At 62.1% G+C, this 20,299-nt stretch carries 23 protein-coding genes; 17 read left to right on the forward strand and 6 right to left on the reverse strand.

The window, feature by feature from the left end:
* Window positions 1–72 precede the first annotated feature (72 nt).
* Window positions 73–1,821, forward strand: a complete 1,749-nt coding sequence (ptsP, locus tag KHO23_RS00560; RefSeq protein ID WP_211608655.1) for a phosphoenolpyruvate--protein phosphotransferase — start codon at window positions 73–75, stop codon at window positions 1,819–1,821.
* An 80-nt stretch (window positions 1,822–1,901) separates the two neighbouring features.
* On the opposite strand, the gene KHO23_RS00565 is transcribed toward ptsP, so the two are convergent.
* The 3 genes from KHO23_RS00565 to gpmA all read right to left on the reverse strand — a co-directional run bounded on the left by KHO23_RS00565 (window position 1,902) and on the right by gpmA (window position 5,517).
* Complete coding sequence (locus tag KHO23_RS00565; RefSeq protein ID WP_211608656.1) at window positions 1,902–2,660, reverse strand: HesA/MoeB/ThiF family protein; 759 nt, start codon at window positions 2,658–2,660, stop codon at window positions 1,902–1,904.
* Between the two features lie 225 nt (window positions 2,661–2,885).
* Window positions 2,886–4,466 (reverse strand): S41 family peptidase, encoded by a 1,581-nt coding sequence (locus KHO23_RS00570; RefSeq protein WP_211608657.1) that lies wholly within the window; start codon window positions 4,464–4,466, stop codon window positions 2,886–2,888.
* 304 nt (window positions 4,467–4,770) lie between these two features.
* Window positions 4,771–5,517 carry a 2,3-diphosphoglycerate-dependent phosphoglycerate mutase gene (gene gpmA, locus KHO23_RS00575; protein WP_211608658.1) on the reverse strand — a complete coding sequence of 249 codons (747 nt, stop codon included), beginning with the start codon at window positions 5,515–5,517 and terminating at the stop codon, window positions 4,771–4,773.
* A 137-nt stretch (window positions 5,518–5,654) separates the two neighbouring features.
* Between gpmA and KHO23_RS00580 the strand changes: the two genes are divergently transcribed.
* The 5 genes from KHO23_RS00580 (at window position 5,655) to KHO23_RS00600 (ending at window position 8,648) form a co-directional block, all read left to right on the forward strand.
* Window positions 5,655–6,080 carry a rhodanese-like domain-containing protein gene (locus KHO23_RS00580; RefSeq protein WP_211608659.1) on the forward strand — a complete coding sequence of 142 codons (426 nt, stop codon included), beginning with the start codon at window positions 5,655–5,657 and terminating at the stop codon, window positions 6,078–6,080.
* A complete protein-coding gene (gene grxC / locus KHO23_RS00585; protein ID WP_167048431.1) occupies window positions 6,077–6,337 on the forward strand; it encodes a glutaredoxin 3 in 261 nt (86 codons plus the stop codon). Before KHO23_RS00580 ends, grxC begins: the two co-directional genes overlap by 4 nt.
* 177 nt (window positions 6,338–6,514) lie before the next feature.
* Window positions 6,515–6,985 (forward strand): protein-export chaperone SecB, encoded by a 471-nt coding sequence (gene secB / locus KHO23_RS00590; protein WP_028199036.1) that lies wholly within the window; start codon window positions 6,515–6,517, stop codon window positions 6,983–6,985.
* Window positions 6,986–7,006: 21 nt separating this feature from the next.
* Window positions 7,007–8,005, forward strand: a complete 999-nt coding sequence (locus tag KHO23_RS00595) for an NAD(P)H-dependent glycerol-3-phosphate dehydrogenase (protein ID WP_211608660.1) — start codon at window positions 7,007–7,009, stop codon at window positions 8,003–8,005.
* Between the two features lie 94 nt (window positions 8,006–8,099).
* Window positions 8,100–8,648, forward strand: a complete 549-nt coding sequence (locus KHO23_RS00600) for an O-acetyl-ADP-ribose deacetylase (protein WP_211608661.1) — start codon at window positions 8,100–8,102, stop codon at window positions 8,646–8,648.
* Here KHO23_RS00600 and trmL read toward each other — a convergent pair.
* Both trmL and KHO23_RS00610 read right to left on the reverse strand, forming a co-directional pair.
* Window positions 8,621–9,091 (reverse strand): tRNA (uridine(34)/cytosine(34)/5-carboxymethylaminomethyluridine(34)-2'-O)-methyltransferase TrmL, encoded by a 471-nt coding sequence (trmL, locus tag KHO23_RS00605; protein ID WP_035553679.1) that lies wholly within the window; start codon window positions 9,089–9,091, stop codon window positions 8,621–8,623. The genes KHO23_RS00600 and trmL overlap by 28 nt on opposite strands.
* Before the next feature lie 18 nt (window positions 9,092–9,109).
* A complete protein-coding gene (locus tag KHO23_RS00610; protein WP_211608662.1) occupies window positions 9,110–9,904 on the reverse strand; it encodes a ComF family protein in 795 nt (264 codons plus the stop codon).
* Between the two features lie 84 nt (window positions 9,905–9,988).
* On the opposite strand from KHO23_RS00610, the gene KHO23_RS00615 reads away from it, so the two are divergent.
* The 8 genes from KHO23_RS00615 to KHO23_RS00650 all read left to right on the forward strand — a co-directional run bounded on the left by KHO23_RS00615 (window position 9,989) and on the right by KHO23_RS00650 (window position 17,185).
* Entirely contained in the window at window positions 9,989–10,954 is a 966-nt protein-coding gene (locus tag KHO23_RS00615; RefSeq protein WP_211608663.1) for a methyltransferase domain-containing protein, read from the forward strand.
* 267 nt (window positions 10,955–11,221) lie between these two features.
* Complete coding sequence (locus tag KHO23_RS00620) at window positions 11,222–11,695, forward strand: DUF2244 domain-containing protein (RefSeq protein ID WP_211608664.1); 474 nt, start codon at window positions 11,222–11,224, stop codon at window positions 11,693–11,695.
* Between the two features lie 66 nt (window positions 11,696–11,761).
* Complete coding sequence (gene coxB / locus KHO23_RS00625; protein WP_211608665.1) at window positions 11,762–13,375, forward strand: cytochrome c oxidase subunit II; 1,614 nt, start codon at window positions 11,762–11,764, stop codon at window positions 13,373–13,375.
* Window positions 13,376–13,419: 44 nt separating this feature from the next.
* Complete coding sequence (gene ctaD, locus KHO23_RS00630; RefSeq protein ID WP_211608666.1) at window positions 13,420–15,033, forward strand: cytochrome c oxidase subunit I; 1,614 nt, start codon at window positions 13,420–13,422, stop codon at window positions 15,031–15,033.
* A gap of 123 nt (window positions 15,034–15,156) precedes the next feature.
* Window positions 15,157–15,291 (forward strand): cytochrome oxidase small assembly protein, encoded by a 135-nt coding sequence (locus KHO23_RS00635; RefSeq protein WP_211608667.1) that lies wholly within the window; start codon window positions 15,157–15,159, stop codon window positions 15,289–15,291.
* Window positions 15,292–15,334: 43 nt separating this feature from the next.
* Window positions 15,335–15,949, forward strand: coding sequence for a cytochrome c oxidase assembly protein (locus tag KHO23_RS00640; protein ID WP_211608668.1), 615 nt, complete (start codon window positions 15,335–15,337; stop codon window positions 15,947–15,949).
* 35 nt (window positions 15,950–15,984) lie between these two features.
* A complete protein-coding gene (locus tag KHO23_RS00645; RefSeq protein WP_211608669.1) occupies window positions 15,985–16,194 on the forward strand; it encodes a DUF2970 domain-containing protein in 210 nt (69 codons plus the stop codon).
* A gap of 133 nt (window positions 16,195–16,327) precedes the next feature.
* Window positions 16,328–17,185 (forward strand): cytochrome c oxidase subunit 3, encoded by an 858-nt coding sequence (locus KHO23_RS00650; RefSeq protein ID WP_211608670.1) that lies wholly within the window; start codon window positions 16,328–16,330, stop codon window positions 17,183–17,185.
* 198 nt (window positions 17,186–17,383) lie between these two features.
* On the opposite strand, the gene KHO23_RS00655 is transcribed toward KHO23_RS00650, so the two are convergent.
* Window positions 17,384–17,593, reverse strand: a complete 210-nt coding sequence (locus KHO23_RS00655; protein ID WP_007179452.1) for a twin transmembrane helix small protein — start codon at window positions 17,591–17,593, stop codon at window positions 17,384–17,386.
* A 111-nt stretch (window positions 17,594–17,704) separates the two neighbouring features.
* Between KHO23_RS00655 and KHO23_RS00660 the strand changes: the two genes are divergently transcribed.
* The 3 genes from KHO23_RS00660 to KHO23_RS00670 all read left to right on the forward strand — a co-directional run bounded on the left by KHO23_RS00660 (window position 17,705) and on the right by KHO23_RS00670 (window position 20,297).
* The gene (locus KHO23_RS00660; protein ID WP_211608671.1) at window positions 17,705–18,421 is read left to right on the forward strand and encodes an SURF1 family protein; all 717 of its coding nucleotides are present in this window, start codon (window positions 17,705–17,707) and stop codon (window positions 18,419–18,421) included.
* Window positions 18,422–18,493: 72 nt separating this feature from the next.
* Complete coding sequence (locus KHO23_RS00665; protein WP_211608672.1) at window positions 18,494–19,156, forward strand: SCO family protein; 663 nt, start codon at window positions 18,494–18,496, stop codon at window positions 19,154–19,156.
* A gap of 31 nt (window positions 19,157–19,187) precedes the next feature.
* The gene (locus KHO23_RS00670) at window positions 19,188–20,297 is read left to right on the forward strand and encodes a COX15/CtaA family protein (protein ID WP_211609803.1); all 1,110 of its coding nucleotides are present in this window, start codon (window positions 19,188–19,190) and stop codon (window positions 20,295–20,297) included.
* The last annotated feature ends 2 nt before the right edge of the window (window positions 20,298–20,299 follow it).

Consider the following 20,299-nt stretch of genomic DNA (forward strand, 5'->3'; position numbering starts at 1 on the left):
TTATAATGATCGTGAGAGTCTGAGAGCATTGCAGCGGTTTGCCGCGGCATTACACAACTAGAGGAGGTGCGCGTGTCCTTCACGCTGCATGGAATTCCCGTGTCACGCGGTATCGCCATCGGGCGGGCTTATCTGATCGCCCCGGCTGCACTTGACGTAGACCACTATCTGATCGAACCCGCCCAGATCGAGGGCGAGATCGAGCGTTTTCGCGCGGCCCAGCTACACGTGCATTACGAGCTCGACACGTTGCGTGCCGATCTTGCCGTGGATGCACCGAGCGAAATGGGCGCGTTCATCAACGTCCATTCCATGATCCTGAACGACGCGATGCTCGTCCAGGAAACCATCGACCTGATCCGCACGCGCCGCTACAACGTCGAGTGGGCGCTGACCGAACAACTCGAGCGCCTGTCGCGCCATTTCGACGATATCGAAGACGAATACCTGCGTGAGCGCAAAGCCGACATCGAACAGGTGGTGGAGCGCGTGCTGAAGGCGCTCGCCGGCGCTTCGGGGGCGCTGGCGGATGGTGTGCACGGTGCTTGCGACGAGATGATCGTGGTCGCGCACGACATCGCGCCGGCCGACATGATGCAATTCAAAACGCAAACGTTTCAGGGTTTCGTCACCGATCTGGGCGGGCGGACTTCGCACACGGCGATCGTCGCGCGCAGCCTCGGCATTCCGGCGGCGGTCGGCGTGCAGCATGCGAGCCAGCTGATCAGGCAGGACGACCTGATCATTGTCGACGGCGATCACGGCATTGTGATCGTCGATCCCGCGCCGATCGTGCTGGAGGAATACTCATACCGTCAGAGCGAAAAGGCGCTTGAGCAGCGCAAGCTGCAACGGCTGAAGTTTTCGCCTACGCAAACGCTGTGCGGCACACGCATCGAGCTGTGCGCGAACATCGAGTTGCCGGACGACGCGCGCGCGGCGGTCGATTCGGGCGCAACCGGAGTGGGCCTCTTCCGCACCGAGTTTCTGTTCATGAACCACAAGCACCATTTGCCGGAAGAGGAAGAGCAGTTCGGTGCGTACCGCCGTGCGGTGGAGTTGATGAACGGCTTGCCGGTGACGATCCGTACAATCGACGTCGGCGCCGACAAGCCGCTCGATTCGATGGGCGGGGGCGACGGATACGAAACCGCACCGAACCCCGCCTTGGGGCTGAGGGCGATTCGCTGGAGTCTCTCGGAACCGCAAATGTTCCTGACGCAACTGCGCGCTATTCTCCGCGCGTCGGCGTTTGGAAAGGTGAAGATTCTGATTCCGATGCTCGCGCACGCACAGGAGATCGATCAGACGCTCGACCTGATTCGCGAAGCCAAGCGTCAGTTGGACGATGCCGGCATCACCTACGATCCAAACGTGCAGGTCGGCGCGATGATCGAGATTCCGGCCGCCGCGATCGCGTTACCGCTGTTTCTCAAGCGGCTGGATTTCCTGTCGATCGGCACGAACGATCTGATCCAGTACACGCTGGCGATCGATCGCGCGGATAACTCGGTCGCGCACCTGTACGACCCGCTGCATCCGGCGGTGCTGCATCTGATCGCCTTCACGCTGCGCGAGGCGAAGCGGGCGGGCGTGCCGGTGTCGGTGTGCGGCGAGATGGCGGGCGATCCGGCGTTGACGCGATTGTTGCTCGGCATGGGCCTCACCGAGTTTTCAATGCATCCGAGCCAGTTGCTGCTGGTCAAGCAGGAAGTGCTGCGCTCGCATCTGAAGACGCTCGAGAAGCCGGTGGCCGACGTGCTGGCGTCGTTCGAACCGGAAGAAGTCCAGGCGGCGCTCAAGCGCGTGGTGCTGGCCTGAAACTGAAAGCCCGGATTGGGCTCAACTGAAAAAACGCCGCACATGTGCGGCGTTTTTTCATTCAGCGTCTTGGCATGGCGTCAGGTCTGATGCTGTTGCCCACATACCGGGCAATCCGGCTGGCGCGCAATGCGCATCGTGTTCCATTCCATTCGCAGCGAATCGAGCATCGTCAGGCGGCCCACCAGCGGCGTACCGATTTCGCCGATCACTTTCAGCGCCTCAGCGGCTTGCATCGAACCGATGATGCCGACCGTGGGCGCGAACACGCCCATGGTCGAGCACGCGACTTCCTCGAACGGCTGATCCTCAGGGAAGACGCACGCGTAGCAGGGCGACGCGGCGTCGCGGAAATCGAAGGTGCTGATCTGGCCGTCGAAGCGCAACGCCGCACCCGACACCAGCGGCACGCCATGTTTCACGCATGCCCGGTTGATCGCGTGGCGCGTCGCGAAGTTGTCGGTGCAATCGAGCACGACGGCGGCGTGCGGCACTTCGCGATCGAGCCATGCATCGTCGACGCGTTCGGCGACCGCGTTCACCACGACCTCAGGATTGATCTGCGCGATCGCGTCGCGCCCGGACTCCACCTTCTTGCGCCCGACCGATGCGGTCACATGCAGAATTTGCCGCTGCAGATTGGTCAGGTCGACCGTATCGGCATCGACCAGCGTCAAGCGGCCGACGCCTGCCGCCGCCAGATACATCGCTGCAGGCGAACCTAGCCCGCCCGCACCGACGACGATCGCGTGCGCGTCGATAAAGCGCTGCTGCGCCTCGATACCGATTTCGTCGACGAGGATATGGCGGGAATAGCGGAGGAGTTGATCGTCATTCATGGCGGGGCGCGTGGAGTGTCGCGCAATGAGATGCAGGACCGGTGGTCTGCCGTGCGCGGTTTCGTTATTTTAATCGCGCGGGGGAGCGGGTGTTCGTGCTGGGGCTGGGTATTCCAGTATCTGCAGCAATGTCTGCCGCGATGTGTGCGGCAAGGTGTACTGCGACGTCCACTGCGACGTGCCTTCGCAGCATGTTCCGCTGCGAAGGCACGTTGGGTTTGCGGCTTAGTTGCTTTGCGCAGCAGGTGCCGAGGCTGGGACCGATGCGCCCGGTACCGGTTGCGTCGGCTTCACCGCCACCGGCGCGGACGCCGACGTTGCCGGCTTGTTCTGCGCCAGGCGCCGCTCGGTCAACGACTTCGACTCCATCACCGGTTTGCCTTCCAGCTTGTTCAGCGCCTGTTGCAGCATGAAGTCGTCGGTCGAACCGAACTCGACCGGCTTGCGCTCACGATCCTTCTGACGCTGTTCCGGCGTCTTCTTGTCGTTCTGCTCTTCAAGCTGGCGCAGTTGGTCCATGCGCTCCTGTTCGCGCTGATCCGCTTCCTTCTTCTCGTTCGGATCCTGCGTGTTCGCAAGGTGGTTCGAGTAGTCGACTTCGCGGGTCACCAGTGCGTCGTCCGGATCGCCTTCCGCGTACTGATCGACCGCGATGTCAGGACGGATGCCCTTGTTCTGGATCGAACGGCCGCTCGGCGTGTAGTAGTACGCCGTGGTCAGACGCAGTGCCGTCTCGGCTGTCATCGGGCGGACGGTTTGCACCGAGCCCTTGCCGAAGGTGGTCTTGCCGACGATCAGTGCACGATGCTGATCCTGCAGCGCGCCCGCGACGATTTCCGAAGCCGACGCCGAGTAGGCGTTGGTCAGCACGATCATCGGCACAGTTTTGAAGATCGGTGCTTCATCTTTCAGCGGATCGCTGTCGAACGACTGCAGGCGGTAGTTATCGTACGTGTCGCGGTAGACCTGCTTCGAATCCGGAATCTGGCCATTGGTGGACACCACCACCGAATCCGCCGGCAGGAACGCGCCGGCCACGCCGACCGCGCTTTGCAGCAGGCCGCCGCCGTTATTGCGCAGGTCGAGCACCAGACCCTTCAGGTTCGGCTGTTGTCGGGCGATGTCCTGCAGCTTGGCAGCCAGATCAGGCGTGGTGCGTTCCTGGAAGCTGGTGATGCGGACATACGCGTAGCCCGGCGCAAGAATCTTCATCTTGACCGACTGGACCTTGATGATCGCGCGCGTCACCGTGAGCGGGAACGTGCGGTCGTCGGTCTTGCGGAAGATGGTCAGCGTGACCTTGGTGCCCGGATCGCCGCGCATCTGCTTGACGGCCTGGTCGAGCGTCATGCCGCGCACAGGTTTGTCGTTGATGCGGGTGATCAGGTCGCCCGGACGGATGCCGGCGCGGAATGCAGGCGTGTCTTCAATCGGCGAGATCACCTTGATCAGGCCATCTTCAGACGAAATTTCGATACCGAGACCCGCGAAGCGACCCTTGGTCTGCTCCTGCAGTTCTTCGTAATCGGTCTTGTCGAGATACGACGAGTGCGGGTCGAGGCTCGACACCATGCCCTTGATGGCGGCGGTGAGGAGTTTCTTATCGTCGACCGGTTCGACGTATTCATGCTTGATTTGCCCGAAAACCTCGGCAAAGAGCCTGAGCTGGTCCAGCGGCAACGGCGCAACGGCGCTCGAGGCGGCGCTGGCGGGTTGCTGGGCCGAAGCGGAGAGTTGCAGGGTGGCAAATGCGCCGGTAGCAAGGCCCGCGGCAATCAGGCCGATATTTTTCAGGTTCTTTCGCATAGAGTCTGTTGCGGTCGGAAGCGCGTGGCAGCGTCGATAGAGATGGGGACGGACAAGTATAACTGCACACCCGCCCAGTCAGGGCGCAGCACAGGCAATCGTGATTCGACAGCACGGGCCGGGCCTGGTTCGGGAGATCGGCGCCGCGGCGGTGAAGTAATGTCCGGTAACAGCAGGATGGCGGCCAGATGGCGCATTCGGGAGGTGCGGGACGCGCCGGCCGGTATGTGCCGCCCGGCGGCGCGGCCAGTTTGCCGCAACCCGGCCGCGTTGTTCCGCGCGGGGTTGCGGCTCGAGGACGGGCTCAGCCCGCCTTGCCTTGCTGGGCAACAGCGGCTTGCGCCTTCGCAATCGCGTCCTGGTCGCCCAGATAGTAGCTTTTGATCGGCTTCAGGTTTTCGTCGAGTTCGTAGACGAGCGGTACGCCGTTCGGGATATTCAGGCCGACGATGTCGTCGTCCGAAATATTGTCGAGGTACTTCACCATGGCGCGGATCGAGTTGCCGTGCGCGGCGATCACGATCTTGCGGCCCGACTTGATGGCCGGGGCAATCGATTCGTTCCACAACGGCAGAACGCGCGCGACGGTATCTTTCAGGCACTCGGTGAGCGGCAATTGTTCGCGCGGCACCTTGGCGTAGCGCGGATCGCTGAAGGGGGCGCGTTCGTCCGACGGATCGAGCGCCGGCGGCGGCGTGTCGTAACTGCGGCGCCACACCAGCACTTGTTCGTCGCCGAACTTGGCGGCAGTTTCCGCCTTGTTCAGACCCGAAAGCGCGCCGTAGTGGCGCTCGTTCAGACGCCACGAATGCACGACCGGCAGATACATCAGATCCATCTGGTCCTGCACGTGCCACAACGTGCGGATCGCGCGCTTGAGCACCGACGTGTAGGCGATATCGAAGGTGTAGCCCGATTCTTTCAGTAGCACGCCCGCTTGTTGCGCTTCAAGATTGCCCTTCTCGGTCAGGTCGACGTCGACCCAGCCTGTGAAGCGGTTTTCCTTGTTCCACGTCGATTCGCCGTGGCGGATGAGAACGAGTTTGTACATGAGATTGCCGGTCGGTAGTAAGGAAGCGGTAAAGCGTTGCGAGGGTCCTCTAGAGGAGCGTCGCCATCGCGTCAGACGGTTATTTTATAATGGGTGGATTGCCCTTTTCGATTTCTCTCTTTTTCGGCGGATTTTCCGTGAAGTTTTTCACTGATTACACAAACCTTGTACTGATCGCAATCGTCCTCATCTCCGGTGGGTTGCTGCTGTGGCCGACGATCAGCCGGCGTGGCCGCGGCGGCCTGTCGGCCGCTGAGGCGACTCAACTGATCAACCGGCGCAATGCGGCGGTCATCGATCTGCGTCCGTCCGCCGACTTTGCCAAGGGTCATCTGCCCGCGGCACGGCACCTTGAATTTGCAGAGTTGCAGGCGAAAGTCGCGCAACTCGTGAAGAACAAGAGCAACCCGGTGTTGCTGGTATGCCAGACCGGCCTGCAGTCGAACAAGGCAGCGCGTATCGTGCAAGATGCAGGGTATGCCGAAGTCCACGTTCTCGAAGGCGGTGTCGACGCCTGGCAGAAAGCCGGTATGCCGGTTGTGAAGCAAGGAGCAGCCAAGTGAACAAAGTGATCATGTACAGCACCCAGGTGTGCCCGTATTGCCAGATGGCCGAACGTCTTTTAAAGTCGCGCGGCGTCGAGCACGTTGAAAAGGTACTGATCGACAAAGACCCGGCCCGTCGTGACGAAATGATGACCCGGACCGGTCGTCGTACGGTGCCGCAGGTGTTCATCGGCGAGACGCATGTGGGCGGGTACGATGACCTGTCCGCGCTCGATCGCGCGGGCGGTTTGATGCCTCTGCTCGAAGCCGCCTGAGTCAAACTGCCTGAATTCATGCGCCGGCCGGTGCGTGAATGAGGCGGGTGAAATACAAGTCGGCGCATGCCGGCCCTTCAGGGACACCTTCGAGGGCAGGCGATGCGCCGCAACGATCTGGCGGCCCATGAAGCCATGGGCCGCCGCCATGCATACCTATCAGGGAATCACTCAATCATGTCCGACGAGAATAACCAGCCGTTCTTCAATATCCAGCGCATCTACCTGAAGGACATGTCGCTCGAGCAGCCGAATTCGCCGGGCATCTTCCTCGAGCAGGAAATGCCGTCGGTCGAAGTCGAAGTCGACGTGAAGGCCGAGCGCCTCGCCGACACCGTGTTCGAAATCCTCGTCACGGGCACGGTCACGGCCAAGGTGTCGGACAAGGTTGCGTTCCTGATCGAAGCCAAGCAAGCCGGCATTTTCGACATCCGCAATATTCCGGCTGAGCAGATCGACCCGCTGGTCGGCATTGCCTGCCCGACGATCCTGTTCCCGTACCTGCGCTCGAACATCGCCGACGCGATCACACGCGCAGGCTTCCCGCCGATCCACCTCGCCGAGATCAACTTCCAGGCGCTGTACGAGCAACGTCTCGCGCAAATGGGCGGCCAGGAAGGCGCGGTGCAAAACGGCGTCACGCATTAACGCGTCCGTACGGTGCCGGCTATGAAGGTCGCTGTCCTCGGCGCCGGTGCATGGGGCACAGCCCTCGCCGGCCATCTGGCCGCGCGGCACGACACGGTGCTGTGGGCGCGTGAACCCGCGCTCATCGCCGAGCTCTCCGCTTCGCACGAAAACGCCCGCTATCTGGCGGGCGTTGCCTTGCCGCCGTCCGTTCGCTATGAAGCCGATCTGAACGCGGCGCTCGACCATGCGCTCGCCGACGACGCGTTATGCGTCGTGGCGACGCCCGTCGCCGGTCTGCGGGGTCTGTTCCGGGCGATGCACGACGCGGGCAAAGTGCCGGCGCATGTGGTGTGGCTGTGCAAAGGTTTCGAAGCCGATTCGCAGTTGTTGCCGCATCAGGTGGTCGCGGCTGAATTGCCGGGGCACGGCAGCAACGGCGTGCTGTCGGGTCCAAGCTTCGCGCGCGAAGTCGGGCAGGGCTTGCCGGTCGCGTTGACGATCGCGAGTGCGTCGTTGGCGTGCCGCGAGCGCACGGTTGCCGCGTTCCATCATGGCGCCATGCGCATCTATACCGGCGACGACATCGTCGGTGTAGAAGTGGGCGGTGCGGTGAAGAACGTGCTGGCGATTGCCACAGGAATTTCCGATGGCCTCGGCCTCGGTCTCAATGCCCGTGCGGCGCTGATTACGCGTGGTCTCGCTGAAATGTCGCGCCTCGGCGTAACGCTCGGCGGACGGGCGGAGACGTTCACCGGTTTGACCGGCCTGGGCGATCTGATCCTGACCGCCACCGGCGATCTGTCGCGCAACCGCACGGTCGGCGTGCAGCTCGCCGCGGGCCGTACGCTCGACGATATCCTCGGCGGGCTCGGTCATGTGGCAGAGGGTGTGCGTTGTGCGCAAGCCGTCCTGGCGATCGCTCGCGCTCATGCGATCGAGATGCCGATCACGCAGGCAGTCTGCGCCGTGCTGTTCGACGGCGTAGCGCCTCGCGACGCCGTCAGCGCCCTGCTGCGGCGCGATTCGAAGGCAGAATAAGTCTTGTTTTTCAGCCGTTTGGCGCGAAAGCGCTGAACGGCTGCCCGCTATCGCTGTCCACGTTTTATCGACGCTTCGGATCAGCGAGGTTCCCATGCTCAGTTTCAAGAATTGCACGCTAGAAGCGCGCGCGGTCGACATCACGACGCTCGCCGTGGATGCGATCGTCAACGCCGCGAATACCTCGTTGCTAGGCGGTGGCGGCGTGGATGGCGCGATTCACCGCGCGGCCGGCAGGGAATTGGTGCATGAGTGCGAGGCGCTGGGCGGCTGCGCGACCGGCGACGCCAAGCTCACCCGCGGGTACCGCTTGCCGGCCAAATATGTGATTCACGCGGTCGGCCCAGTGTGGCGGGGCGGTGCGCATGGCGAGGCCGACCTACTCGCCTCCTGCTATCAGCGCTCGCTCGAGGTGGCGCATCAGGCGCATTGCGCGAGCATTGCGTTTCCCGCGATTAGTTGCGGCATCTACCATTTTCCCGCCGACGAGGCGGTGCGGATCGCCGTCGGCACCGTACTCGAAAGCTTGCCGCGCACGCCAACAATCGAGCGCGTGATATTCGCCTGTTTCGACGAAGCCATGCTCGCGCTTTACGAGGCCGAGTTGAAATGCCGTCAGGCGCCGCCGTCGAAGCCGGTCTGACGCCACGCTTCGAACACGACTATGGCCACCGTATTCGAGAGATTCAGACTGCGGTTGCCTGGCCGCATTGGCAGACGCACGCGCTGCTCGTTGGCAAATTGATCGAGCACCGTGTCAGGCAGGCCGCGCGTTTCGGCGCCGAACACGAACCAGTCGCCGGATTGAAACGCATGCTCGTGAAACCGGCCCGAGCCACGGGTGGTGAAGGCGAACATCCGCGCGGGATCGGGCGTCTCTTTGGCGACGAACGCGGCCCAATCGGCATGCACGTTCATCTGCGCATACTCGTGATAGTCGAGTCCGGCACGGCGCAACTTGGCGTCGTCGAGCGGAAAGCCGAGCGGTTCGATCAGATGCAGCCGTGCGCCGGTATTGGCGCAGAGGCGGATAACGTTGCCGGTGTTCGGCGGGATTTCCGGTTCGACGAGAACGACATTGAACATGATGGTTTCAGGTAGAGACTAGTTTTTCGGCGTACGCAGGGCGACGAAGTTGGTGACGCGCCGCGCGCCGGCCGCTTTGAGCGTACGTGCCAGCGCTTCGAGCGTCGCGCCGGTCGTCATCACATCGTCGACGATGCCGACATGGAGGTCGCGTACCGGTTTGGCGACCCGGAACGCGCGACCCACGTTCAGGCGGCGCGCGTCCAGATCAAGCCGCGACTGCGGCGCGGTGTGGATCACACGATGCAACAAGGTGGCGTCGCTGCGTACGTTCAGCGCGCGAGCCAGGGGCCTCGCAATCTGCCAGGCCTGGTTGTAGCCGCGCTCGGTAAGACGTTTGTCGGCTAGCGGCACGGGTGCGAGCACATCGGGTTTTTCGGCCGCTTCTATCCAGTTGTCTTGTGCGAGACGCGCAAGACGATGTGCGAACTCGCGCGCCAGCATCAGCCGGGCGCGGAATTTCAGGCCGAGTGCCAAGGCGTCGAGCGGCTGGCGGTAATCGGCGAGAGCAAAGGTCGCCTCGAACGGCGGCGGCTCGCCGATGCAATCCGCGCAACGATATTGCGCGTGACCCGCCCAGCGCATTCCGGACAACGGGACCGCGCACACCGTGCAACGCAACCTGCCTTCGTTCCAATATGTCTCGTCACAACCGGCACATAGCGTCTTGTGCGACAAATTGCCGCACAGCGCGCACAAGTTTGGCAGTGCGGCGTGCATCATATGCGGCCACGCCGAATATAAGCCGCGCGTGAAGCGTGCAAAAAGTGCGTTCGAGCCGCCGGGAGACGAGGAATTTTTTCGGAATGGCATGATGGGACCGCCCGCGAAGGCCTTTCACGCTGAATGGACGGAAGCGAGCGAGTATACTTCGTGCTCTACGCCAGTACGACACCCATGCCCCCAACTTCGTCTCAAACTGGCCGTCCGGCCTATGATTCCCGGCGCCTCAGGCAGATTTTCGACCGCCGTGCGGCCACCTTCGACAACGTCGCGTTCCTGCCGCGCGAAATCGCGCAGCGCATGCGCGAGCGACTCGACTACATCAAGGTGACGCCGGCGAGCGTGCTCGACGCCGGTTGCGGCGCGGGCGAAGACATCCCCGCATTGCGCGAACGCTTCCCCGAGGCACCGGTGTTCGGCACCGACCTGTCGCACGGAATGCTCAGCCGCGCACTCCTTCACGATTCCGGCGACACGAGCTGGCGGCGCTTTCTGCCGGCCACGCTCGGCAAGGCGCTCGGCGCCCGCGGTCCGCGTTTCGCGCAGGCCGACTTTTCGGCACTGCCGTTCGCGGCCGGCGCCTTCGAATTCATCTGGTCCAATCTCGCCCTGCACTGGCACTCGCGGCCCGACCTTGTGTTTCCCGAGTGGCAACGGGTGCTGAAAGTAAATGGGCTGTTGATGTTCAGCACGCTCGGTCCCGATTCGCTGAAGGAATTGCGCGGTGCCTACGCCGAGGTCGAGGCCGCGCACGGCGTGGCGTCGCGCAAACATGTGATCGACTTTGTCGACATGCATGACCTGGGCGATATGCTGGTCGAGAGCGGTTTCGAGATTCCCGTGATGGACCAGGAGACGCTCACTATTACGTATAAGTCACCCGAGTCGCTGCTCGCGGACGTGCGCCGCTGGGGCGCTTATCCGTTCGAGCGCGAGGCCACCTCGAATGCCGTCGCGCGTAGGCTGCACAAGGCTTTGCTGGCGGCGCTCGAAGCCCGCCGGCGTGCCGACGGCACGATCGCGCTGACCTTCGAAGTGATCTACGGCCACGCCTGGAAAGCCGTGCCGCGTACCACGGCCGAAGGTCATGGGATCGTGCGGATCGAGGATATCGGGCGAGGTTCGTCGAGGAGTCGGTGAGGAATCAGTGAGGCGGTAAAGAGGACATCTGTTATGTCTGAAATTACCGCTTCAAAAGACGCGCGAAAGCTGCGTCAAAACGGCGCGGAGGCTTGTCGCACCTGGCTTGTGAGCCGATTGAGGCTTGCTTGTGGATGCCATGGATCGCGCCTATAATGCGTCAGTTTGTCGCCCGGAGTTCCCACATTTGGGGCGGCAGGCCCGAGGCACAGGGCTGCAATATGAAGTGACGCGGCGGTGATTGGTGACGGTCGGCAGGAGGCAGCGATGGAAGCATCTGATCTGCTGGCGGATTCAGAACCCGTTCTGAAAGACTGGACGATGAAGCGCAACTGTTCAATATCGCCGCAGCAGTTTGTATGTTTCTACGTGTCGCTTGCGTTGTTCTCGTTGGCAATTGCTTTCATGCTGGTTCTGGTCGGCGCCTGGCTGGTGTTGCCGTTCACCGGTATCGAATTGCTGGCGGTGGGCATCGCGTTTGCCATATATGCGCGTCATGCTGTCGATTACGAGCGTGTCCGGCTGTTTCCGAACCGGCTCGTGATCGAGCAGGTCAGCGCCGAGCGGCTCACGCAGTTCGAATTCAATCCGCGCTGGGTGCGGATCGAACCGGGCGCAACGCCGCGTGACCAGATCAAACTGGTCTCGCGCGGCCAGACGATCATGATCGGGCAACATCTCGCGCAGTATCGGCGCGCGCAGTTTGCAGGCGAACTGCGTATGTGGCTCACGCGGTGTTAGACGTGTTGAGACGTGCGGCGTTCACGGGGAGCGCGAGGCAGCCTGCCAGCGGGGTCGAGGGTTTGAATGGAAATTTTGGGTAAGGAAGCTATGAAAACAATCAAGCGAGCCCTCATGGGCGTGCTGGCGATGAGCGGACTGCTTTTCGCCGGTGCGGCCCTGGCAGTGGGCGATGTTCCGGGCGGCCCTGCCGTCAACGAGATCAATCTCCAGCCGCCGGCGACGAAAATCGCTGAGGAGCTCTACAGCCTCCACACGTTCATGCTGATCCTGTGCACGGTGATCTTCGTCGGCGTGTTCGCAGTGATGTTCTATTCGATGTTTGCGCACCGCAAATCGAAAGGCCACAAGGCTTCCCATTTTCACGAAAGCACCACCGTCGAAATCATCTGGACGATCGTGCCGTTCGTCATCGTCGTGCTGATGGCGCTCCCCGCCACCAAGACCGTCGTCGCGATGAAGGACACCACGAATGCCGACGTCACCATCAAGGTCACCGGCTACCAGTGGAAGTGGGGCTACGACTACGTGAAGGGTCCGGGTGAAGGCATCAGCTTCCTGTCCACGCTGGCCACGCCGCGTGCGGAAACCGATGGCCGTCAGCCGATTTCCACCACGTATCTGCAGGAAGTCGACAATCCGCTGGTCGTCCCGGTCGACAAGAAAATCCGCATCATCACCACCGCGAACGACGTGGTCCACTCCTGGTACGTGCCGGCTTTCGGCGTGAAGCAGGATGCGATTCCGGGTTTCGTGCGCGACACGTGGTTCAAGGCTGACAAGACCGGCACGTTCCGCGGCTTCTGTACCGAACTGTGCGGCAAGGAACACGCGTTCATGCCGGTGGTAGTCGAGGTGCTGTCGGCAGACGACTACGCGAAGTGGGTCGACACGCAGAAGCAGAAAATGGCCGCTGGCCAGGACGACCCGAACAAGACCTACACCATGGCTGAGCTGATGGAGCGCGGCGGCAAGGTGTACGCAGCGAACTGCGCGGTCTGCCACCAGCCGACCGGCAAGGGCGTAGGCGCATTCCCGGCGCTGGACGGCAGCAAGATCGCCAATGGCCCGATCGCCGAGCACGTGAGTCTGGTGCTGAAGGGCAAGAACGCGATGCCTTCGTGGGCACCGACGCTGAACGACGTCGAAATCGCGTCGGTCGTCACGTACGAACGTAACTCGTGGGGCAACCACACCGGCGACATTCTCCAGCCGAAGCAGGTGCTCGATGCGCGCAACGGCAAGATGCCGGAAGGCGGCAATCATCTGGCCGACACAGGTGCGGCAGCTAGCGGCGCAGCAGGTGCCTCCGGTGCCGAAGCGGCCGCAGCCGGTTCGGACAGTGCTGCGGCGACGCAAGCAGCGGCATTGCCGGCAAGCATCTACTTCGACACCGGCAAGAGCACGCTGCCGGCCGACGCGAAAGCAGCGGTCGATGCGGCCTCGGCCTACGCGAAAGCGCATCCGGACGCCAAGTTCACGCTGTCGGGTTTCACCGACGCAACCGGTTCCGCCGAAGTCAACGCGAAGCTCGCGAAGACGCGCGCCGAAGCCGTGCGCGACGCACTGAAAGCAGCTGGCATTGCCGAAGACCACATCATTTTGAAGAAGCCGGAAACGATCACGGGCGGCACCGACGCGAAAGAAGCCCGGCGTGTCCAGATCAGCCCGGCTGCCTGACGTGTTCATGGTCAGCACCGCAGAATTCGCATTAGGAGATTGTCATGTCTAGCATCGGACACGATGTAGTCGCGGGCCACGAGCACGTGCACGGCGACCACGCCCACGAAACGCCGCATGGCTGGCGTCGTTGGCTGTTCGCAACCAATCACAAGGACATCGGTACGCTGTACCTGATCTTCTCGTTCACCATGTTCCTCTCCGGGGGCGTGATGGCGCTGATGATCCGTGCCGAACTGTTCGAGCCGGGTCTGCAGATCATGCGCCCCGAGTTCTTTAACCAGTTGACCACCATGCACGGCCTGATCATGGTGTTCGGCGCGATCATGCCGGCCTTCGTCGGCTTCGCGAACTGGATGGTGCCGCTGCAGATCGGCGCATCGGACATGGCTTTTGCGCGGATGAACAACTTCAGCTTCTGGCTGCTGCCGGTGGCTGCGGTGTTGCTGGTCGGTTCGTTCTTCGCACCGGGCGGCGCGACCGCCGCGGGCTGGACGCTGTACGCGCCGTTGTCGACGCAGATGGGCCCGGGCATGGACTTCGCGATTTTCGCGGTCCACCTGATGGGTGCTTCGTCGATCATGGGCGGGATCAACATCGTCGTGACGATCCTGAACATGCGCGCACCTGGCCTCACGCTGATGAAGATGCCGATGTTCGTCTGGACGTGGCTGATCACCGCGTATCTGCTGATTGCCGTGATGCCGGTTCTGGCAGGCGCGATCACCATGGTGCTGTTCGATCGCCACTTCGGCACGTCGTTCTTCAACGCGGCAGGCGGCGGCGACCCGGTGATGTACCAGCACATTTTCTGGTTCTTCGGGCACCCCGAGGTGTACATCATGATCTTGCCGGCGTTCGGGATCGTGTCGCAGGTGATCCCGGCGTTCTCGCGCAAGCCGCTGTTCGGCTATAGCTCGATGGTGTACGCAACTTCGTCGATCGCGATTCTGTCGTTCATGGTCTGGGCGCACCACATGTTCGCGACCGGCATGCCGGTGACGGGCCAGCTGTTCTTCATGTACGCGACGATGCTGATCGCCGTGCCGACCGGTGTGAAGGTGTTCAACTGGGTCGCGACGATGTGGCGCGGTTCGCTGTCCTTCGAAACGCCTATGCTGTTCGCGGTCGGCTTCCTGCTGGTGTTCACGTTCGGCGGTCTGTCGGGCCTGATGCTCGCTATGGCGCCGCTCGACATCCAGTATCACGGTACCTATTTCGTGGTGGCGCACTTCCACTACGTGCTAGTGGCGGGTTCTCTGTTCGCGCTGTTCTCCGGGTGGTACTACTGGGCGCCGAAGTGGACCGGCTGGATGTACAACGAAACGCGCGGCAAGATCCACTTCTGGGCGTCGATGTTCTTCTTCAACCTCGCGTTCCTGCCGATGCACTTTGTCGGTCTCGCAGGTATGCCGCGTCGTTATGCTGACTACCCGGCACAGTTCACCGACTGGAATCAGGTCATTTCGATCGGCGCCTTCGGCTTCGGTCTGGCACAGGTCTACTTCCTGTTCGCGGTTGCCTTGCCGGCCTACCGTGGCGGCGGCGAACTCGAAAAGGCTGGCGACAAGCCGTGGGACGGCGCAACGGGCCTCGAGTGGACCGTGCCGAGCCCGGCTCCGTTCCACACGTTCGAACACCCGCCGACCGTCGAGTAATCGGCGTTCAATGAGGGTGCCGGTTCAGGCAGCGGCGTGTGTAAGCCGCCGCCAGAACCGGGCTCGCCACGCGAGCAGCAATGGCGGCCCCCTGTAGTCACAAAAGTATTCAGAAAGTCGAGCATGACGCGCAATCCTCAAGAAAGACGTACGCCCGAGCAGGTTCGCGCGGGCAACCGGCGGATCGGTATTGTGATGTTTGTCATCGCCGCGGTTTTTTTTGCGAGCGTCATCATTCATCAGAAGTGGTTCACCTGACGCGGTGGTTCAAGTCTGATTTGCAGGTTTGTTGAGGATTGAGATGTCGACGCAACCGCCGGCTCAGGCCGATCGCTCTTTTAACCGTTCGATGTTGATCAAGCTGTTCGTCGTCGCGTTGATGATGTTCGGTTTTGGTTTTGCGCTGGTGCCGATGTACCGCGCAATCTGCCAGATTACCGGCATCAACAACCTCGTGCAGCGTGATGCCACGGCGCGCGAGGCCAAGAATACGCAGGTCGACATGAGCCGCACGATTTCGATCGAATTCGATGCGAACGCGCGCGGCCCGCTGGGTTTCAAGCCGGAGCAGCGCAGTCTCGACGTGCATCCGGGCGAAGTGACGACAGTGATGTACGAGGTCAGCAACGAGCAGGCGCGCACGATCCAGGCGCAAGCCATTCCGAGCTACGCGCCGAAGCAGGCCACTGAGTACTTCAAGAAGATCGAGTGTTTTTGTTTTACGCAGCAGACGTTGACGGCGAATCAGACGAAGCGGATGCCGGTGGTGTTCGTGGTCGATCCGAAGTTGCCGAAGGACGTGAAAACGATCACGTTGTCGTACACGTTCTTTGAATTGAATACGCCGGCAGCGGCGACGGCCGGGGGCGCAGCGCCCACGGCCAACACGGCGGCAACCGCCGCCAATCCCGCCTGACGGGTCACCCCGCGGGTGAAGGAAACCGGGACAACATGAGCGATAACGGCGGTAGTCCGCGCAAGAGCAGTTTTGGTCAGTCGATGCGGGCCGTGTTCTGGTCGTTTTTTGGCGTGCGCAAGCGCCGCGATCTGGAAGCCGACGCCGCGCAGCTGAACCCGGTGCATGTGATCGTGGCGGCATTGATCAGTGCGGCCGTTTTCATCGGCGTGCTGATCCTGATCGTGCGCGCGGTGGTGGGCTGAGGCGTTCAGCCTCACGCGTAGTAAAGGGCGAAGCAGAAGCCCACGAATTAGAGTGAAGCGGTGCGGTATCGACGCGCCGCCGAAGATACAGCCGGAGATTCCGGAACAACTGGACTGAAGTGGAGAATCAAGAATGAGCGGTCAAAACGAGAGCCCGTACTATTTCGTACCGCATCCGTCGCGGCATCCGATCAGCGCCGCTGTTGGGTTGCTGGTCATGCTCGGATCGCTTGCGGCCTGGATCAACGATCATGACTGGGCACCGCTTGGCGTCGTCGTCGGTCTGCTGTGGCTGCTTTATACGTTGTGGCACTGGTTCGGCGACGCGATCGCAGAATCCGAAGGCGGTATGTACGGCAAGAATGTCGACAAGTCGTACCGCTGGAGCATGAGCTGGTTCATCTTCTCCGAAGTGATGTTCTTCGGTGCTTTCTTCGGCGCGCTGTTCTATGCACGCGAAATCGCGCTGCATCAGCTCGGCAGCCTCGACTACAAGCTGATCTGGCCGGATTTCTCGGCGGTGTGGCCGAACAACGGTCCGGCAGCGCTGGTCTCGACCTTCAAGTCGATGCAGCCGTGGCCGGTGCCGACCATCAACACGGCGCTGCTGCTGTCGTCGGGCGCTACGTTGACGGTGTCGCACCATGCACTGCGTGAGGATCATCGCAAGAAGGCGATCATCTGGTTGGCCGCTACGCTGGTGCTCGGCGTCTGCTTCCTGTTCCTGCAAGGCTTCGAGTATTTCCACGCGTATAACGAACTGAACCTGACGCTGTCCTCGGGGGTGTACGGTTCGACGTTCTTCCTGCTGACGGGCTTCCACGGTTTCCACGTGTTCCTCGGCGGCACGATGCTGGCTGTGGTGCTGGTGCGGATGATCCGCGGCCACTTCACGGCGGAGCATCACTTTGCATTCGAAGGCGCCGCCTGGTACTGGCACTTTGTGGACGTCGTGTGGCTTGGGCTGTACATCGTCGTGTACTGGCTGTAACGCAGTCTGGCCTGCGCCGACCGTTTTTTCGGAACGGGTGCAGGCCGTTTGCGCATCGCCTCTCAGGGCGCCGCGCACAAGCAGTACGCACGTTATGCAGCGCCGCCCTCGACCCTGTCAGGGCGGCGTTTTGTTTGGTGAGTTTGGCGCGGTGGGTGCGTTGGGTGAGTCGTGTGGCGTGAAGTTCTATCCGCCGAATCAACGCCCGTAAGGAATGCCGGTCGACTGAATCCAACCCATCCAGTGGGCGAACAGGATGAACAGGAACAGCGAGATCGACAGGCCCACTCGCGTGGCGAGCGACCAGACCATCCGCTTGGTTTTGCCCTTGTCATGCATCATGAAATACAACGCCGACACCATGCTGGCGATGATCAGGACGAAGGCGATGGGAACGAGAATGTGCATGGAACCAACTGAAACCAGGAAGCGCAGAGGCAAGGCGTTTATTATCGCACCGCGCGCGAGCGTCTGCCGCACGTTCCAGACGAGGCCGCAAGCGCTGGTGGAGCGCGTCCGATGAAGTTCCGCCTCGGTCCCGCACTGTTGATTCTGCTCGTCATCGTGGTGACGGTGCGGCTCGGTTTCTGGCAGCGCGACCGCGCGCATCAGAAGGAAGCGCTCGAAGCCCACATCACGCAGTTCGAAGACGCGCCCGCGCAGCCTGTCAGCGCTGCGCCGGTCGTGCTGAAGGACATCGAATTCCATCGCGTGAAGGCGCGTGGCAGTTTCGTCGCGGACAAAGTCGTCTATCTGGATAATCGCCCGTATAACGATCAGCCGGGCTTTTATGTCGTGATGCCTTTTAAACTGGCCGACGGCGGTTATGTGCTGGTGAATCGCGGCTGGCTGCCGCGCAACATGAGCAATCGCGAAACCATCGCGCCGTACACCACGCCGCAAGGCGAGATCGAAATCGAAGGCATTGCGCGTGCCGATGCCACGCGTGCTTTCGAGTTGGGGCAGGGCGGGTCGGACGCTCATCAGAAGATCCGCCAGAATCTGGATACCGCAGCCTACGCTGCGGAAACCGGGCTGCCGTTGCAATCGTTCGTGATCCAGCAATTGAGCGACGACGGGGACAAGCTGGTGCGCGACTGGCCGGCGCCAACAACCGGCGTTGAAACCAACTACGGCTACATGTTCCAGTGGTGGGGCATGGCGGCCGCGGCGCTCGTTTTCGGCCTGTACGCCGCGCGCCGCGCCGCAAAGAAAGAGCACGCGCCGAGCGTGTAACGCATCGCCTGCGGCTTCCCGTACCCCGAGCAAGGGCATCGAAGCCGCGCAATCTTTGAAAGAGGTCCTGTAGTGCCGACGCAATCTCCCCGTTCGCCGCAAGCCGGCAAACCCGCAGCTTCGAAAGTGATGCCTGGTCAACCCAACGGCGAGGGATCGTGGAAGCGGGGTCGCTGGATGTTGCTGTTGCTGGCGGTCATCTGCGCCGCGCCGATCGCCGTTTCGTATTTCGTCTATTACGTGGTCAAGCCGACCGGCGGCAGCACGAGCTATGGCACGCTGGTCGAACCGCAGCGGCCGATTCCCGATTCGCTCGTCGTGACGGGCGAAGACGGCAAGCCGCTCAAGCTCGCGTCGCTGCGCGGCCGCTGGCTGATGATCTCCGTCGACAGCAGCGCGTGCGACAAAGCCTGCGCCACCAAGCTGTACTTCATGCGACAAATCCGCGCAGCTCAGGGCCCGGAACGCGAACGCGTCGTCGAAGTGTGGCTGCGCACCGATGCGGGCAACGTGTCCGACGTGATACAAAAGGCCTATCCCGACACCGACATGCTGGTCGCCAATCCGGCGCAGGTGTCCGCCTGGTTGCCGGCCGACGCCGGCACTCAACTCACCGACCACATCTACTTGGTCGATCCGAACGGCAATCTGATGATGCGTTTCCCGAAAGATCCGAACCCCAGCAAGATCAAGGGCGACGTGACCAAGCTGCTCAAATGGTCGAGCATCGGCTGATGCCGCAACCAGGGTAAGAAAGATGTCCGCATTGCAACTTCTGCAACTGGCCCTGATCGGCTTGTGTATCGCGCTGTTGCCGCTGTCCTATGTATGGGGCAAGGCCGACGACAACAAATTCCGCAAGCTGGTGTGGCTCACCACTTTCCTGACGCTGGACCTGGTGATGTTCGGCGGTTTTACGCGCCTCACCGATTCCGGTCTCGGCTGCCCCGACTGGCCCGGTTGCTACGGCACGTCGTCGCCGTTCATTGCGCACGCCGCGATTACCGCCGCGCATCAATTAATGCCCACCGGCCCGGTCAGCATGACCAAAGCCTGGATCGAGATGATCCACCGTTACTTTGCGATGGCGATCGGTGTGCTGATCATCGCGCAGACCTTGATTGCGTGGACTGCACGGTTCAAGCGCCGTCCGCTGCATGTGTCGCCATGGTGGCCGACTTCGCTGCTGCTGCTGATTCTCGTGCAGGGCGCGTTCGGCGCGTGGACGGTGACCATGAAGTTGCAGCCGATCATCGTGACGACCCATTTGCTGCTCGGCCTCGCGTTGCTCGGCACGCTCGGCTGGCTGGCCGCCCGGCAGACACCTTTGCCCGCCTATGAGCCAGAAGCCGCGCGCTGGCGCGCGGCGGCGATTGCCGGGTTGGTGCTGCTGGTCGCGCAGATCGCACTGGGTGGTTGGGTCAGCACCAACTACGCTGTGCTCGCCTGCACGGACTTCCCGACCTGCAACGGCCAATGGATCCCGCCGATGGACTTCGCGCACGGCTTTCACCTGTGGCGGGCCCTGGGCATGACCGGCGACGGCGACATGATCACGCAAGATGCGCTAGTCGCGATTCACTGGACCCACCGCACGTTCGCGATCGTCGTGGTCGCTTATCTGGTGTGGTTCGCGCTGAAACTACGCCGTTTCGAGTCGCTGCGGCGGCCGGCAAACGGCGTGTTGCTGGTGGTGTTGATCCAGTTCATCACCGGCCTGTCGAACATCGTCCTGCAATGGCCGTTGCCCATTGCGGTCGCGCATAACGGGGGGGCCGCAATCCTGCTGCTTCTGCTCGTTATGTTAAACTTTCGAATCGCTTATAGCCGTCCCGGCCGCGCCGTGTTGCCTGCGCGCGATGCCGCGCCAGCGTGACC

Origin of the sequence: Paraburkholderia haematera (genome assembly GCF_905220975.1) — a bacterium.
Taxonomy (GTDB): domain Bacteria; phylum Pseudomonadota; class Gammaproteobacteria; order Burkholderiales; family Burkholderiaceae; genus Paraburkholderia; species Paraburkholderia haematera.